Below are 15,203 nucleotides of genomic sequence, written 5' to 3' on the forward strand. Positions count from 1 at the left end.
CAGTACCCCCAATCAGGCGACACGGCCTCTTGATCCTAAGTCTGGTTCTCGGCTCTTACCGACAGGAATCGGCGCAGGCGGACCGCGCGCGACTGCACACCAAATGCCCCAATAACCACCACCCGCCACACCCATCTCGGTAACGTCGAAAGCGATGCAGGAGACACCGACGTGTTGATCGCGGCATTACGCGATCTGCAGTGGCGCCGACGGCGATTCATGATCGCCGCGGTCGGCACCGCGTTGGTTTTCGCGATGACCTTGGTGTTGACGGGCCTGGCCAACGGTTTCCGCGTCGAGGCCGAACGCAGCGTAGACGCGCTTCACCTCGACGCATTCATGATCAAAGAGGGCGCGGCCGGCCCGTTCCTCGGCTCGGCGCCGCTGCCGCTCACCGATGTTCAACGCGCGGCCCGGCTCCCAGGCGTCACCGCAGCGGTCCCGCTGGTGTACGGCTCGTCGACCATCCCGAACAACGGCACCCCACGCAACGTGAACGTGTTCGGGGTGCCCGAGCAGGGGCCGGGCACCCCGACGCTCAAGGAGGGCCGGGCACCGCACACGCCCGGCGAGGTCGCGGTGTCGACGACGATGGGCCAACCGATCGGCGCCGACGTCGCCATCGGCGCCTCCCGACTGCGCGTGGTCGGCCTGGTCGACGACCTCACCGCCCTGGCCGCCCAGGACAACGTCTACCTGACGGTCCCCGGCGCCCAACAACTGCTGTTCTCGGGCCAGAAACTGATCTCGTCGGTCGGCATCGTCGGCGCCCCGGGCGCCGCGCCGCCGGAATTCCGCATCGTCGACCGGGCCGGCGCCATCGACGACATGGTGCGCCCGCTGCGTGGCGCCAACCAGGCGATGAGCTTGATGGCCGGCCTGCTGTGGGCGGTCGCGGCGCTGATCGTCGGCTCGGTCATCTACCTGTCTGCCCTGGAACGCACCCGCGACTTCGCGGTGTTCAAGGCCGTCGGGGTGGCCACCCGCTCCATCATGGGCGGCCTCGCGATGCAGGCGGTGGCGGTCGCGTTGCTGGCCGCCCTGCTGGGCGCGGGCCTGTCGCTGGTGCTGGGGCCACCGTTCCCGATGCGCTGCGACGTCCCCACCGCCGCCTTCGTGGCTCTCCCGATCCTTGCCGTCGGTATCGGCCTGCTGGCCAGCGTGGCCGGGCTGCGCCGCGCCGTCACCATCGACCCCGCCCTGGCGTTCCGAGGACCCTGACATGGCCGACCTTCTCGTCAAAGACCTCGTCGTGGAGTACTCCAGCGGCGGCTACGCGGTACGCCCGATCGACGGCCTGGACCTCGACGTCCCGGCCGGGTCGCTGGCAATCCTGTTGGGCCCCAGCGGTTGTGGCAAAACCACGCTGCTGTCTTGTCTGGGCGGAATCCTCAAACCGACCGCCGGTCGCATCGAATTCGGCGACATCGACGTCACCACGTTGAACAAGAAGGCGCTGTCGGACTACCGGCGCGACACCGTCGGGATCGTGTTCCAGGCGTTCAACCTGGTGCCCAGCCTGACCGCCCTGGAGAACGTGATGGTGCCGCTGCGCGCCGCCGGCATGAGCCGCTACGGCGCCCGTGAACGCGCGATGGAACTGCTCACCCGTGTCGGGCTCAAGGACCGACTGCACCACCGCCCCGGCAACCTCAGCGGCGGACAGCAACAGCGCGTCGCGGTGGCCCGCGCGATCGCACTGGATCCGCCGCTGATCCTCGCCGACGAGCCCACCGCCCATCTGGACTTCATCCAGGTCGAGGAGGTGCTGCGGCTCATCCGTGAACTCGCAAGCGACGAACGCGTCGTCGTCGTGGCCACTCACGACACCCGCATCCTGCCGCTCGCCGACAAGGTGGTGGAACTCGTCCCCCACGTCGCCGTCGAGCATGAAGGCCCGGAAACCATCACCGTCGACGCCGGCGAGGTGCTGTTCTCCCAGGGCGAGATGGGTGACCTGATCTACATCGTCACCGCCGGTGAGATCGAACTGGCGCGCGAATTGTCCAGCGGCGGTGAGGAACTCATCAAAGTCGTCGGCCCCGGCGACTACTTCGGCGAAATGGGACCGCTGTTCAGCCTGCCCCGGTCGGCGACCGCCCGCGCCAAAACCGATGCCCGCATCGTCGGCTACACCGTCCAGGCGTTCCGGGAGCTGCTCGGCCCCACCGGCGCCAAGAACCTCATCGGCCGATCCGAACCCGAAGACCCCACGAGCGACTCCGGTTTTCGCCAAGGGGTACCGAGCGCACGATCGAAGGAGTAGCGTCCGAAACCGGCGTATGAAGAAAGCGGTGCGCCAGTCAGCTACCGAGTCCGATGCAGTACGGGGCGGATAGTGACAGTAACCAAGCACCAAAAAGATGCCACGACGACGTTTATCGGCGCGCCGCCGGGTGAACGGCACGGGTCGACGGCGGATGAAGTCCGATCCCATTACGACCTGTCCAACGAGTTCTTCCGGCTGTGGCAGGACCCCACCCAGACGTACAGCTGCGCCTACTTCGAGCGCGAGGACATGACGCTGGAAGAAGCCCAGATGGCGAAAGTCGACCTGGCACTGGGCAAACTCGGCCTGCAACCGGGAATGACGTTGCTCGACATCGGCTGCGGCTGGGGCTCGACCATCATGCGCGCGGTGGACAAATACGACGTCAACGTCATCGGACTGACGCTTTCGCACAACCAGCTGGCGCACATCGAGCAACGCTTTGCCGAATCAAACAGCCCGCGCAGCAAAGAAGTACGGCTGCAGCCGTGGGAGGAATTCGACGAGCCCGTCGACCGGATCGTCTCGATCGGCGCCTTCGAGCACTTCGGCTTCGAGAAGTACGCCGACTACTTCAAGAAGACCTATGAGCTGATGCCCGACGACGGCGTGATGCTGCTGCACACCATCGTCTCGACCAGCAAAGAAGAAGTCTCCGAACTGGGCCTGCCCACCACCATGTCGCTGATGCGCTTCTTCCGGTTCATCGTCACCGAGATATATCCCGGCGGGCGGATCCCGCTGATCAAGATGGTCGAAGACCGCGCAGTCGAAGCCGGTTTCCACGTCACCCGCAAACAACGCCTGCGGCCGCACTACGCCCGCACTCTGGACACCTGGGCGGCGAACCTGCAGGCCAACAAGGACGAGGCGATCGCCATCACCTCCGAAGAGGTCTACGAGCGCTACCTGAAGTACCTGACCGGCTGCGCGGACCTCTTCCGCGTGGGCTACACCGACGTATGCCAATTCACCTGCGAGAAAATGTAACTACGGGGAGGTTGCTACGCATGGCCGACGGGACAACGGGGACGGCCCAGATGCGGCCGCACTTCGAAGAAATCCAAGCCCACTACGACCTCTCCGACGACTTCTTCGGGCTCTTCCAAGACCCGTCCCGCACCTACAGTTGCGCGTTCTACGCCCGCGACGACATGACGCTGGAAGAAGCCCAGATGGCCAAGATCGACCTGGCCCTCGACAAATTGGACCTCGAGCCGGGGATGACGCTGCTGGACGTCGGCTGCGGCTGGGGCGCGCTGATGAAACGCGGCCTGGAACGCTACGACGTCAACGTGATCGGCCTGACGCTGAGCCGCAACCAGTATGCCTACTGTCAAAGCCTTTTGGACCAGACCGATACCCGCCGCTCGCATCTGGTGTGCCTGCAGGGCTGGGAGCAGTTCGACCAGCCGGTGGACCGCATCGTCAGCATCGAGGCGTTCGAGGCGTTCGGAAAGTCGCGCTATGCAGCCTTTTTCGACACGGCACACCGAGTGCTACCCGCCGATGGCCGCATGGTCATCGAGACCATCTTCACTCACCCGATCAACTACTGGCGTGAGCACGGCATCGCCATCACGCTGAACGACATGAAGTTCACCCGGTTCATCGGCCGGGAGATCTTCCCCGGCGGGCAGCTGCCCTCGGATCAGGACATGTTCGAATTCTCCTCCGACGCGGGCTTTTCCACCGAAGAGTTGCAGTTGATGAACGCCCACTACGTGCGAACGCTGGACACCTGGGCCGCCAACCTGGTCGCCCACCGCGACGAGGCGATCGCCGCGACCTCCGAAGAGGTCTACGACCGGTACATGCGCTACATCACCGGCTGCGCCGACTTCTTCCGCCGCGGGATCTCCGAAGTCGCGCAGTTCACCTTCGCCAAAGAGTCCTAGTAGGCTCCGAAGGCCAAAGCGACGTTGTTGCCGCCGAATCCGAACGAGTCGTTGATCGCGTACCGGTAGCTGCCCCGGCGGGGTTGATCGACGACCACATCCAGGTCGATCTGCGGATCACGGTTCTTCAAGTTCAGCGTGGGCGGGATGATCCCGTCGCGCAGGGCCTGCACGGTCAACACCGCCTCCACCGCCCCGGCCGAACCGAGGGAGTGTCCCAGCGCCGCCTTCGACGCATACACCGCGGGTGTCGCACTCCCCAGCGCCCGGTGGATCGCACGCGCCTCGGCGGCATCCCCGCAGCCCGTGCCGGTCGCATGCGCGTTGACGTAATCGATATCGGCCGGGGTGAGACCCGCCAGCTCAACGGCGCGGGTGATGGCATCGGCGGCCCGCTCGCCGGTCGGGTCGGGCCGGACCGGGTGATAGCCGTCGTTGGTCATGCCGCAGCCCAGCAGCCGGGCCAGGATCGGGGCACCGCGCGCCTTGGCGTGCTCCTCGGTTTCGATCAGCATGAGGGCTCCGGCCTCACCGAACACCATGCCGTCGCGATGGCTGTCGAACGGCCGGCATGCGGCCGCCGGGTCGTCGTTGTACGTCGACATCATGCCGCTCTGCGCGAATGCCGCGATGGGTACCGCCTCGATACAGGTCTCGACACCCCCGCAGATCGCGATGTCGGCGTCGCCGAGGATGATCTGCCGCCACGCCTGACCGATCGCCGCCGCACCCGACGCATCGGCCATCACCGGAGACATCACCCCGGCCTTGGCGTGCCGCTCCAACGCGACCGCCACCGCGGGCGCATTCGGCATGTATTTCTGGATCGACGTGGGCGCCACCGCGCGCAGCCCCTTCTCCTTCCAGGTGTCGTACTGCAGGATCATTTCCTCGGTGGTGCCCAACGCCAGGCCGATCGAGACCAGCAGCCGGCGGGTGTCGACCTCCGGGGAGCCGGCGTTCTCCCAGAGCCGACGTCCCAGCACCGTGGACATCTGGCCCATATACGAAAGCTTGCGCCGCTCAACCCGGCTCAGGATGTCCTCGAAGTTCTCGGTCAGCTCCCCGGCGATACGCACCGGAAAGTCGAACTCCTCGACGAACGGCTTGTCCAAGGTGCGGATGCCGCTGCGACCCTCCAACAACAGCGCCCACGTGTCCTCCGCATCGGGCGCAAGGGAAGTGGTCGATGCGATCGCGGTGACGACGACATCGGCGAATCGACCTGCGGCCTTCGCGGGCATCTGCTGAGTTCCTGCTTCTCCTTTGCGGCCAATATGGGAGAAAGTAATTCCCACTTTAGAACTGCATATGCCCACATACATCCGATTTGTCAGACTGGAAACATGACCGAACTCGACACCCGCGTCGCGGTGTACCTCGATTTCGACAACATCGTCATCTCCCGCTACGACCAGGTCAACGGTCGCAACTCGTTCCAGAAAGACAAGGCCAAAGGCCTGGAACCGGACAAGCTCGCCAAGGCCACGGTCGATGTGGCCGCCATCCTGGACTTCGCCTCCTCGTTCGGCACCCTGGTGCTCACCCGCGCCTACGCGGACTGGTCAGCCGACGTCAACGCCGGCTACCGCGAACAGCTCGTCGGCCGCGCCGTTGACCTGGTGCAACTGTTCCCGGCGGCCGCCTACGGCAAGAACGGTGCGGATATCAGATTGGCCGTCGACGCGGTCGAGGACATGTTCCGCCTGCCCGATCTCACCCACGTGGTGATCGTGGCCGGCGATTCCGACTACATCCCGCTGGCCCAGCGCTGTAAACGGTTGGGCCGCTATGTCGTCGGTATCGGGGTGGCCGGCTCGTCGAGCCGGGTGCTGGCCGCCGCGTGCGACGAGTTCGTCGTCTACGACGCGCTGCCCGGCATCCCCACCCCGGCGCCCGATCCCGAACCCAAACCGCAGAAGCGCACCCGCAGAAAAGAAGAGCCCGATCCGCAGGCCCAGGCCACCGCGCTACTGACCCGCGCCCTGCAGATCGGCCTGGAGAAAGACGACGTCGAGTGGCTGCACAACTCCGCGGTCAAAGCACAGATGAAGCGGATGGACCCGTCCTTCAGCGAGAAGTCATTGGGCTTCAAATCGTTCAGTGATTTCCTGCGGTCGCGGTCCAAGATCGTCGAGTTGGACGAGAGTTCGACGACGCGCATGGTCAAGCTGCGCTGATCGGGCCCGCCCCGGCGGCTGCGTGAGTCCTGACGATCTGCGGCTCCGGATATCCGGCGTTGCGCATGTCCCGAAATACCGCCTCGCTCACCAATCGGTCCCGCTCCGAGGGCACCAGCGCGATGACACAGCCGCCGAACCCGCCACCGGTCATCCTCGCCCCCAACGCACCCGCCCGCACCGCGGTGTCGGCGATCAGGTCGAGATGCGGCGTGGTGATCCCGAAGTCGTCCCGCATCGAGGCATGCGATGCGGTCCACAGCTCACCGACCGACGCGAAGTCCCCCGATGCCAGCGCTGCGACGCAATCGAGCACCCGCTGGTTCTCGGTCAAAACGTGACGGGCCCGCCGGGCGTCGACCGGATCAGTGATCCTCTGCAGGCCAGCCAAATCGGCCTCCCGCAGCGTGGCCACCCCCAGGTCGGCGGCCGCCCGCTCACACGACGACCGCCGGTCCGCGTACTCACCACCGGCATGCGCGTGCCGGGCCCGTGAGTCGATCAACATCAGCGCCACACCGGACGCCTCGGGATCGAAACGCACCGGCCGCACGGTGAGATCGCGGAAGTCGATCAGCATGGCCTGCGCCGGGGCACCAAACAGCGCCGCCAGTTGATCGAGCAATCCGGTTGGCGCACCGACGTATTCGTTCTCGGCCCGTTGCGCGATGTGGGCCTGCTCGACGCGATCGAGCTCGACGCCCGCGGCGGTGAGCAGCGCGCCGAGCACCGCACATTCCAGTGCGGCCGACGACGACAACCCCGAACCGACCGCGACGTCACTGGTGATCGTCATGTGACCGCCCGGCACCGAGACCCCGGCGCGCACCAACGCCCACACCACCCCGGCGACATACGCCGCCCAGCCCGTCACATCGCCCGGTTCGGTAGTCACACCGATCCGGGCGAGACCGTACACACTCGAAACCTCCAGCACACCAGAGGAATCCGGATCGAAGGTCACCGTAGTCCGCTGCGGCAGGGCGATCGGCAGTGCGAATCCCGAGTTGTAGTCGGTGTGCTCGCCGATCAGGTTGATCCGGCCAGGGGCGCAGTAGCGGATGGTCAACGCTGATCCACCCGCGTAGCCCGGCGGAAGCGGTCCAAATACCCGGGCCAGTCCCAGGTGGCCAGGAACTCCGTCGTCGCCGCATATTCCTTGTCGTACAACGCCTCGGCCTCACCCCGGGTGATGTCGAAATCCAGCACTCCGACATCGGTCGAATCCACCTGGATCGCACGCACCTTCACCCACGGCAGGCTCAGATGGGCCTGATCGTGACCGACCAGCATGGTGGTGAGCAGGCTCTCCAGAAACGTCGGCTCTCCACAGCGCAACATTCCCAGCCCGGGAATGAGCTGCTCGGCCGACGGTGCCGGCAGATAGGGCACCACCGTGACCCCGAACGTCGGCCAGCGCGGCTCGCCGCCGTCGGGACGGTCGAAGGAGTCGATCGGGAAGTTCGACAGCATCCCGCCGTCCACCAGCGTGCACGCCTGCCCGTCAGCGGTTTTCAGCGTCACCGGGTGGAACAAGAATGGAATCGACATCGAGGCCCGCACCGCGTCGGCCACGAGTTGCTCGTCGGGGTCCAGACCGTAGACGCGCCGGTAATCCCACGGCAGCCGCACCAGTTGGCCGGTGGTCACGTCGGTCACGGTGACCGTCAGCCGGTACCGCCGCTCGGGCAACAGATTGTCGTCATCGATGGCGAGATCACCGAAAGTCTTGATGCCCAGGTTCTTCAGCTCGCCGCGGATCCAGTCATATGCGAAATCGCCACGGTAAATTCCGGTTTCAGGTAGCAGGCCCCACGCTGTGCCGAGTACCGGAATACGTTCGATCGGTCCGCTGTCACGGAACTTGTGGTACGGCACGCTCAGCGCCAACTCCTTGAGCTGCGCACTGGTCAGCTGGTTGCGGTGTTCAGCGGCGGCCACCACGGCGCCGACCAGGGAGCCGGCCGAAGTTCCGGAGATCCGTTCGATGGCGTACCCGGCCTCCTTGAGCGCGACGACGGCGCCCACCAGGCCGATGCCCTTGACCCCGCCGCCGGAAAGCACGAGGTCGGCGCGGTGCGGGGAACGTTTCGCAGCCATACCCCCAGCTTGGCACGCGAGTCTGTCGCCCGGCTGGAACCTCGCGGCCTGAGCCCCTACGGCGTGCCATCAGTGGGGCTGACGCGGCGCCGCTTCGGCCCGGTCGCGCGTGATCTCGGCGGGCACCTCATGGATGTCCCGCACACAGATCCGTGCCCCGCGATTCGGCACCAGCGTGACGTGCTTGACGCGTTGACCTTCGTCGGGCGCAGTGGTGGTGAAAAGGTCGACGCGACGCAAGATTTCACGTAGCACAACCCGCAGCTCGACCATCGCGAACGTCGCACCGAGGCATCGACGGTTGCCGCCGCCGAACGGGAACCAGGTGGTGGGTCCCAGCGTCGCGCCGAGCATCCGGTCCGGGTCGAACCGGTCGGCGTCGGGATACACGTCGTCGCGCTCGTGCACCAGGCCGATACCCGGCGCCACCATCACCCCGGCGGGCAGCCGATAGCCGGCCACCTCCACGGGCTGCTTGAGCACTCGGCCCACGTCGAACACCACCGGCCGGATCCGCAAGGTTTCCTTGGCCACGGCGTCGAGGTAGTCGTCGTCGCCGCTACGGGCTGCCTGCACCGCCTTGTCCAGGATCGCGGGGTGCCGGGTCAACCGTTCCAGCGCCCACGACAACGCGGTCGCCGTCGTCTCGTGGCCGGCGACCAGCAGGGTCATCAACTGATCGCGCAGTTCACGGTCGGTCATGGTGCGGCCGTGTCCATCTGCTGACCGAACCAGCATGGCCAGCACATCAGGGCGAGACTCCAGCTCAGGGTCGGCGCGTCGATCGGTGATCTCGGCGCCCAGCAGCCGGTCGGCCTCCTCGATGTTCTGTTGCACAGCGCGCCATGGGCGCCACTTCAGCAGCTCGGGCCGCGCAACCGCCATCAACTCCGACGGCCCCACACTGAGCAGCCGCGGCATCACCGACCGCAACGCCGCCAGCCGGGAGGGGTCCGACGCGCCGATCACGGTCCGCAGGATCACCTCGAGGGTTATCTCGGCCATCTTCGGGGCCGCGGGAAACGGGGTGCCGACCGGCCAGCCCGCGACGTTCGCGGCGGCGATCTCCGCCATGATCTCGGTCTGGCGGGCCACCGCATCGCGGTGGAACGGCGGCAGCATCTGGCGACGGCGTTCGTGGTGTTCATCCTCGTCGATCACGAGCACCGAACTGGTACCGAGCAGTGAGCTCAACACCGAATTCGCTTCCCCGGCATGGAAGATCGTCGGATCTCCGGCGAACACCACCTTGATGTCGGCGGGGTTCGCCAGATACACCATGGTGCCCATCGCGGCGACCCGCAGCGTGAACACATCGCCGTAGCGCCGACGGCAGGACGAAACAAAACGCGGCCAGTAGTGCATCATCAAGCCGGCCTGCACCACCCGGGGCAACGGCGGCCCCGGCGGCAGCGACGCGGTACCGCCCATAACCTCACCATACGAGCCGACGGCCGCACACCAAAGGCCCGAACGCCGGCTGCACAGCTCGCCGTTTTCCACATCTGGGTCGTAGATCGCGTGGACGAGCAGCCGTGAGGTAGAAATCGGCGTCGGGGAAGAAAGGCCCAAGAGGGGAAAGGCGGGGACGGCAGGGAAGGACACGGCCGACCCCGGCGCTTAAGATCAGCAAACAGGTGCAAGGGGGACTCGATGGGCATCGATCTCAAGGCGGCCGTCGTCGCGCTGAGCGCGGCCCTGATCGCAGCCTGCACCCCCACCGTCACCGACTCCGACGGCCCACACGTGGACGTCCTGGGCAGCATGATGGCCAGCGAATCAGAGATCAACACCGTGATGGACGCCAAGGTCCGGCCCAAAACCGCGCTGCGCAGCCCGATGACCAACGCCAACTACGAGCCACTGTCCCGCCCGGAATGCATCGTCGTCATCGGCAACGGGATGGAATGGGTTTACGGCGACAGCAGCTACCGCGAATTCCGGGAAACCCAGCTCGCCGATGACAACGACGACGTGGAAGTGGACCAGGCGATCGCCAGGTTCGACAACCCCCAGGCGGCCGAGGCCATGGTGGCGCGCACGCTCGACATCTGGCGGCGCTGCGGCGGCGATACCTTGACCTTCAGCTACGACGGCGGCAAGACCCGGGACGCCCGCCGGATGGCCGTCCCGACCGTGCTCGACGGTGTCGACCTCACCCATGACGAACCGCTGGACGTCAGCGACCGCATCACCCACCGCGCGATCCTGGCCGTCGACGCCTACGTCGTCGACTTGAGGATCAGCGGCTACACCATCACCGACCGTCAGACGGTCCAGCTGGCGAAGATCATCGCCGGACGCAACGCGCTCTGATACCCGAAAACCCTTACGGAACAGCACCGTTGATCACCGGCTGGGTGATCATGCCTTTCTCGACGCCCCACATGGTGGCGATCGTGCGGTACTCCCCCGTGCTCATCACATGCTCCAGCCCCAGCCGTAACGACTCGGCCAAACCGGATCCCTTCGCCACGGGCCAGCCGTAGGGCGCCGAGTCGAACACCTCACCGGCCGGCTCCAATACCGGGCCACTGAGCTTGATCGCGAACCCCGTGACCGGTGAATCGGCGGCCATCGCGTCGACCTCGCCGGCGATCAACGCGGCCGTCACCTCATCCTGATGGGTGCGCACCACCTTCTCGACCGGCGGCAGCCCGGCCGCCACGCAGGCGTCCGACTTGGCCGGGATACCCGCGGTGTCCTGAATCGTGCTGTACGCCACGCCTACTCGCAGTCCACATGGCGACGCGGGATCGGCCGAGGTGCCGGCCCGCCGCGCCCACAGCGTGCCCGCCTGGAAATAGGTGACGAAGTCGACTTGCTGCTCTCGTTCGGCGGTGTCGGTGATCGAGGACATCCCGACGTTGAAATTGCCGTCCACCACCGAAGGCAAGATGCCCTCGAACCCGGTCTCGCGAAACTCGGGCACCAACCCCATGGTGCGGGTCACGGCCTTCATCAGATCGATGTCGAAACCGACGATCTCGCCGCTGGAACTCTTGAACTCGTTGGGCGCGTAAGGCACGTTCACCCCGATCACCAGGCGCCCGGAATCGCGGATCTCGGCAGGCACCGTTTTGGCGATCTCCTCAACGGCACCCGTCGGCGCCTGCACCGGACCCGACCCCGCCGAACCGACCGCATTGGCAACCCGGTCGGAGCCGTCGTCGCGCAGCTGCCACACCCCCACCGCGCCCAGTGCCGCCACCAGAACCGTCGCGCCCACGATCGCGGCCACCTTCTTGGACACCCGCGGCCGCGTCGAAACCCGTTGCGCGGAATGACGCCCGGACCGTCCGCCGGTGCGCACCGGGACCGCCAAAGCCGCCCGGGCCGCCGCGGCGAGCGCACCCGCACTCTGATACCGCTTGGACGGCTTCTTCGCCATGCCCTTGGCGATCACCTCGTCGAAGGCTGCCAGCCGCGGATCCTTGTCGGACGCCCGCGGCGCCGGAGACACCATGTGCCCGGCGATCTGCTGCTCGAGGCTGTCCCCGGGATACGGCCGCACACCCGTGAGACATTCGTACAGCACGCACGCCAGCGCGTAGATGTCCGAGCGCGGATCGGCCTTGCCGCCCTCGAACCGCTCCGGGGCCATGTAGGCCAAGGTGCCGACCGTGCTGCCCGCCGTGGTCACCCCCACGTCGTCGGCGCAGCGGGCCAGCCCGAAATCGATGAGATAAACGAAGTCATTGTCGGTGATCAGGATGTTGGACGGTTTGACGTCCCGATGCACAAGACCCACCCGGTGGGCGCCGTCCAGCGCCATACCCGCCTGCTCGACGATGCTCACCGCGAGAGCCGGCTCCATCGGTTTCGCGGTGTTGGCGAGCATGGCGCCGAGGTTTCGGCCCTCGATCAGCCGCATGTCCAGGTAGAGCCGGCCGTCGATCTCGCCGTAGCCGTGAATCGGCACCACATGCGGATCGTTGACCCCGGCGGCGGCGTGCGATTCCTGCCGGAACCGTTCCTGAAAAGCCCGGTCCTGCGCCAGATGCGGGGGCAGCACCTTGAGCGCGACGATGCGGTCGGTGTCGGAATCGTAGGCCTGGTAAACCTCACCCATCCCGCCCCGACCGATCAGCTTCTGCAGCTGATAGTGCCCGAATGGGGTTGACTCCACCGTTCAACTCCTCGGGAGTGGCCAATTCGGCGTTGGCATGTCGCTCGAAGTTACATCACGATTGCCGCATCCGTCGGCCTAGATCACATCGAGCGAGCAAAAATTGTCGCCCGCGGTGACAAAAGAGACCGATGTGAATTCGTAACGGTCCAGATCGGCACCAAATGCCGATATCGGTGTCCCATCCCGCTACCTTGGTCGCGGGCTTTGGTAGCGAGTCTTGGTAACGGGTCAGGAAGGAGGAACATGCGCGTTGACGGACGGGAGATCACCGTCACCGGCAGCCTCCTGCAACCGCCGACGCGGCGCACCAACGACATCCTGCGTCTGACCCTGGCCGCGATCTTCCTGGCCACCGTCATCACCAGCTCGCTGATCACCCGCTACGAGTGGGTCGCGCTGGAGCGCTCCATCTCCGAGATCGTCGGCGTGCTGACCCCGACCCAGTCCAACCTGGTGTACCTGGCCTACGGCATCGCGATCCTGGCCCTGCCGTTCGTGATCCTGGTCAGCCTGGTGCTGGGGCGGCAATGGAAACTGTTGGGCGCCTACGCGGCTGCCGCGCTGATCACGATGCTGTCGCTGTCGATCACCGCCAACGGCATCGCCGCGCCGAAGTGGCATTTCGATCTTTCGGACCGGCTCAGTTCCCAGCTCTCGCAATTTTTGGACGACCCGCGCTGGATCGGCATGCTCGCCGCGGTGCTCACCGTCTCCGGACCCTGGCTGTCGCGCCGGCTGCGCCGCTGGTGGTGGACACTGCTGCTGGCATTCGTGCCCATTCACCTGGTGGTCAGCGCCGTGGTGCCGGCCCGCTCCCTACTGGGCCTGACCGCGGGCTGGTTCGTCGGCGCCCTGGTGGTGTGGCTCGTCGGCACCCCCGCCCTCGAGGTCCCGCTCGACGGCGCCGTGCGCGCGCTGGCCCGGCGCGGGTTCGTCGTCTCGGCGTTCACCGTGGAGCGCCCGGCCGGTGCGGGCCCGCTGACACTGACCGCGCAGTCACCGGATCCCGACTCCAGCGCCGTCGTCGAGCTCTACGGCCCCAACCAGCAGAGCGGCGGCGCGGTGCGGCAGGTATGGCGCAAACTTCGCTTGCGCTCCAATGAGACCGCGCCGCTGCAGACCTCGATGCGCCGCGCCGTCGAGCACCGGGCCTTGATGGCGATTGCCATCGGCGACCTCGGCCTGGCGAGCACGTCGACCATGTCGGTGGCGGCGCTGGACCGCGGCTGGACGCTGTACGCGCACAACCGCAAACGCGGGGTCCCGTTGGACCAGAGCACCGACGACATCACCGTCGGGCGGGTATGGAACGCGCTGCGCACCCTGCACGACCACCAGATCTCCCACGGCGACCTACGCAGCAAGGAGATCACCGTCGACGACGGCGCCGTGCTGTTCGGCGGGTTCGGCAATGCCGAATACGGCGCCACCGACGCGCAACTGCAGTCCGACATCGCCCAACTGCTCGTCACCACCACGGCGCTGTACGACCCGAAGTCGGCGGTCACCGCGGCGATCGACGCGTTCGGCCGTGACACCGTGCTCACCGCGTCGCGGCGGCTGACCAAGGCCGCCGTGCCGTCCCGGGTCCGCGATGCCGTGCCCGACGCCAAAGAAGTGATGGCCGCGGCGCGCGACGAGGTCAAACGCCAGACCGGCGCCGATCAGATCCAGGCCGAGACCATCACGCGGTTCACCCGTACCCAGGTGATCCAGCTCGTGCTGCTGGTGGCGCTGGTCTACGTGGCGTACCCGTTCATCAGCACCGTGCCGACCTTCTTCTCCGAGCTGCGCACCGTGGACTGGTCGTGGGCGTTGCTCGGCTTGACGGTCTCGGCGTTGACGTATGTGGGTGCGGCAGCCGCGCTGTGGGCATGTGCCGACGGGCTGGTGAGCTTCCGCAACCTCTCGATCATGCAGGTGGCCAACACCTTTGCCGCCACCACCACGCCCGCAGGCGTCGGCGGCCTGGCCTTGAGCACCCGGTTCTTGCAGAAGGGCGGGCTGAGTACGGCACGTGCCACCGCGGCGGTGGCCCTGCAACAGTCGGTGCAGGTGATCGTCCACGTGATCCTGCTGATCCTGTTCAGCACGTTGGCGGGGGCATCCGCGGACCTGTCGCACTTCGTGCCCAGCTCAACGATCCTGTACCTGATCGCCGGCCTTGCCCTCGGGCTCGTCGGGGCATTCTTGGCCGTGCCCAAACTGCGCCGCTGGCTCGCCTCTTCATTGCGGCCCAAGCTGCAAGAGGTCGGCGACGACCTGATCAAACTGGCCCGCGAACCACAACGGCTGGCGCTGATCGTGCTGGGTGCGGCGGGTACGACCCTCGGTGCGGCCCTGGCGCTGTGGGCCAGTGTCGAGGCGTTCGGCGGAACCACGTCATTCATCACCGTCACCGTGGTGACCATGGTCGGCGGCACCCTGGCCTCCGCGGCACCCACCCCCGGCGGTGTGGGCGCGGTCGAGGCCGCCCTGATCGGTGGTCTGGCCGCGTTCGGGGTGCCTGCGGCGATCGGGGTGCCCGCGGTGCTGCTCTACCGTGTGCTGACCTGCTGGTTGCCGGTGTTCATCGGCTGGCCGGTGATGCGCTGGTTGACCAAGAACGAGATGATCTGAGGCGC

At 66.6% G+C, this 15,203-nt stretch carries 12 protein-coding genes; 7 read left to right on the plus strand and 5 right to left on the minus strand.

Going from position 1 to position 15,203, the window contains the following annotated elements:
- Window positions 1–171: 171 nt before the first annotated feature.
- The 4 genes from K6L26_RS26185 (at window position 172) to K6L26_RS26200 (ending at window position 4,167) form a co-directional block, all read left to right on the plus strand.
- On the plus strand, window positions 172–1,221 hold the full coding sequence (locus K6L26_RS26185; protein ID WP_221852055.1) for an ABC transporter permease: 1,050 nt from the start codon (window positions 172–174) through the stop codon (window positions 1,219–1,221).
- A gap of 1 nt (window position 1,222) precedes the next feature.
- Window positions 1,223–2,266 (plus strand): ABC transporter ATP-binding protein, encoded by a 1,044-nt coding sequence (locus tag K6L26_RS26190; RefSeq protein WP_221852057.1) that lies wholly within the window; start codon window positions 1,223–1,225, stop codon window positions 2,264–2,266.
- 72 nt (window positions 2,267–2,338) lie between these two features.
- Window positions 2,339–3,259 carry a cyclopropane mycolic acid synthase family methyltransferase gene (locus tag K6L26_RS26195; protein ID WP_435405350.1) on the plus strand — a complete coding sequence of 307 codons (921 nt, stop codon included), beginning with the start codon at window positions 2,339–2,341 and terminating at the stop codon, window positions 3,257–3,259.
- A 20-nt stretch (window positions 3,260–3,279) separates the two neighbouring features.
- A complete protein-coding gene (locus K6L26_RS26200; RefSeq protein ID WP_080989635.1) occupies window positions 3,280–4,167 on the plus strand; it encodes a cyclopropane mycolic acid synthase family methyltransferase in 888 nt (295 codons plus the stop codon).
- Here the strand turns inward: K6L26_RS26200 and K6L26_RS26205 are convergent.
- The gene (locus K6L26_RS26205; protein WP_221852058.1) at window positions 4,164–5,411 is read right to left on the minus strand and encodes a KasA/KasB family beta-ketoacyl-ACP synthase; all 1,248 of its coding nucleotides are present in this window, start codon (window positions 5,409–5,411) and stop codon (window positions 4,164–4,166) included. The genes K6L26_RS26200 and K6L26_RS26205 overlap by 4 nt on opposite strands.
- A gap of 102 nt (window positions 5,412–5,513) precedes the next feature.
- On the opposite strand from K6L26_RS26205, the gene K6L26_RS26210 reads away from it, so the two are divergent.
- A complete protein-coding gene (locus K6L26_RS26210) occupies window positions 5,514–6,347 on the plus strand; it encodes an NYN domain-containing protein (RefSeq protein WP_019347725.1) in 834 nt (277 codons plus the stop codon).
- On the opposite strand, the gene K6L26_RS26215 is transcribed toward K6L26_RS26210, so the two are convergent.
- The 3 genes from K6L26_RS26215 to K6L26_RS26225 all read right to left on the minus strand — a co-directional run bounded on the left by K6L26_RS26215 (window position 6,334) and on the right by K6L26_RS26225 (window position 9,878).
- On the minus strand, window positions 6,334–7,416 hold the full coding sequence (locus K6L26_RS26215) for a galactokinase (RefSeq protein ID WP_065063868.1): 1,083 nt from the start codon (window positions 7,414–7,416) through the stop codon (window positions 6,334–6,336). The genes K6L26_RS26210 and K6L26_RS26215 overlap by 14 nt on opposite strands.
- Window positions 7,413–8,447, minus strand: a complete 1,035-nt coding sequence (locus K6L26_RS26220; RefSeq protein WP_221852060.1) for a patatin-like phospholipase family protein — start codon at window positions 8,445–8,447, stop codon at window positions 7,413–7,415. Before K6L26_RS26220 ends, K6L26_RS26215 begins: the two co-directional genes overlap by 4 nt.
- 69 nt (window positions 8,448–8,516) lie before the next feature.
- The gene (locus tag K6L26_RS26225) at window positions 8,517–9,878 is read right to left on the minus strand and encodes a cytochrome P450 (RefSeq protein ID WP_221852061.1); all 1,362 of its coding nucleotides are present in this window, start codon (window positions 9,876–9,878) and stop codon (window positions 8,517–8,519) included.
- A 222-nt stretch (window positions 9,879–10,100) separates the two neighbouring features.
- On the opposite strand from K6L26_RS26225, the gene K6L26_RS26230 reads away from it, so the two are divergent.
- Entirely contained in the window at window positions 10,101–10,763 is a 663-nt protein-coding gene (locus tag K6L26_RS26230) for a sensor domain-containing protein (protein WP_221852063.1), read from the plus strand.
- Between the two features lie 13 nt (window positions 10,764–10,776).
- On the opposite strand, the gene K6L26_RS26235 is transcribed toward K6L26_RS26230, so the two are convergent.
- Window positions 10,777–12,576: a serine/threonine protein kinase StpK7 gene (locus K6L26_RS26235; RefSeq protein ID WP_076213254.1), complete on the minus strand. Its 1,800-nt coding sequence runs from the start codon at window positions 12,574–12,576 to the stop codon at window positions 10,777–10,779.
- 246 nt (window positions 12,577–12,822) lie between these two features.
- Here K6L26_RS26235 and K6L26_RS26240 point away from each other — a divergent pair, with 246 nt between their 5' ends.
- Window positions 12,823–15,198, plus strand: a complete 2,376-nt coding sequence (locus K6L26_RS26240) for a lysylphosphatidylglycerol synthase transmembrane domain-containing protein (RefSeq protein ID WP_036389192.1) — start codon at window positions 12,823–12,825, stop codon at window positions 15,196–15,198.
- The last annotated feature ends 5 nt before the right edge of the window (window positions 15,199–15,203 follow it).

Source organism: Mycobacterium farcinogenes (assembly GCF_019739075.1).
GTDB classification, from domain to species: domain Bacteria; phylum Actinomycetota; class Actinomycetes; order Mycobacteriales; family Mycobacteriaceae; genus Mycobacterium; species Mycobacterium senegalense.

Excerpts from the sequence above, each read along its gene's own strand:
- K6L26_RS26190 (WP_221852057.1), top strand. The coding sequence starts at position 1,223 with ATGGCCGACCTTCTCGTCAAAGACCTCGTCGTGGAGTACTCCAGCGGC.
- K6L26_RS26200 (WP_080989635.1), top strand. The coding sequence starts at position 3,280 with ATGGCCGACGGGACAACGGGGACGGCCCAGATGCGGCCGCACTTCGAA.
- K6L26_RS26205 (WP_221852058.1), bottom strand. The coding sequence starts at position 5,411 with ATGCCCGCGAAGGCCGCAGGTCGATTCGCCGATGTCGTCGTCACCGCG.
- K6L26_RS26210 (WP_019347725.1), top strand. The coding sequence starts at position 5,514 with ATGACCGAACTCGACACCCGCGTCGCGGTGTACCTCGATTTCGACAAC.
- K6L26_RS26220 (WP_221852060.1), bottom strand. The coding sequence starts at position 8,447 with ATGGCTGCGAAACGTTCCCCGCACCGCGCCGACCTCGTGCTTTCCGGC.
- K6L26_RS26225 (WP_221852061.1), bottom strand. The coding sequence starts at position 9,878 with ATGGGCGGTACCGCGTCGCTGCCGCCGGGGCCGCCGTTGCCCCGGGTG.
- K6L26_RS26230 (WP_221852063.1), top strand. The coding sequence starts at position 10,101 with ATGGGCATCGATCTCAAGGCGGCCGTCGTCGCGCTGAGCGCGGCCCTG.
- K6L26_RS26240 (WP_036389192.1), top strand. The coding sequence starts at position 12,823 with ATGCGCGTTGACGGACGGGAGATCACCGTCACCGGCAGCCTCCTGCAA.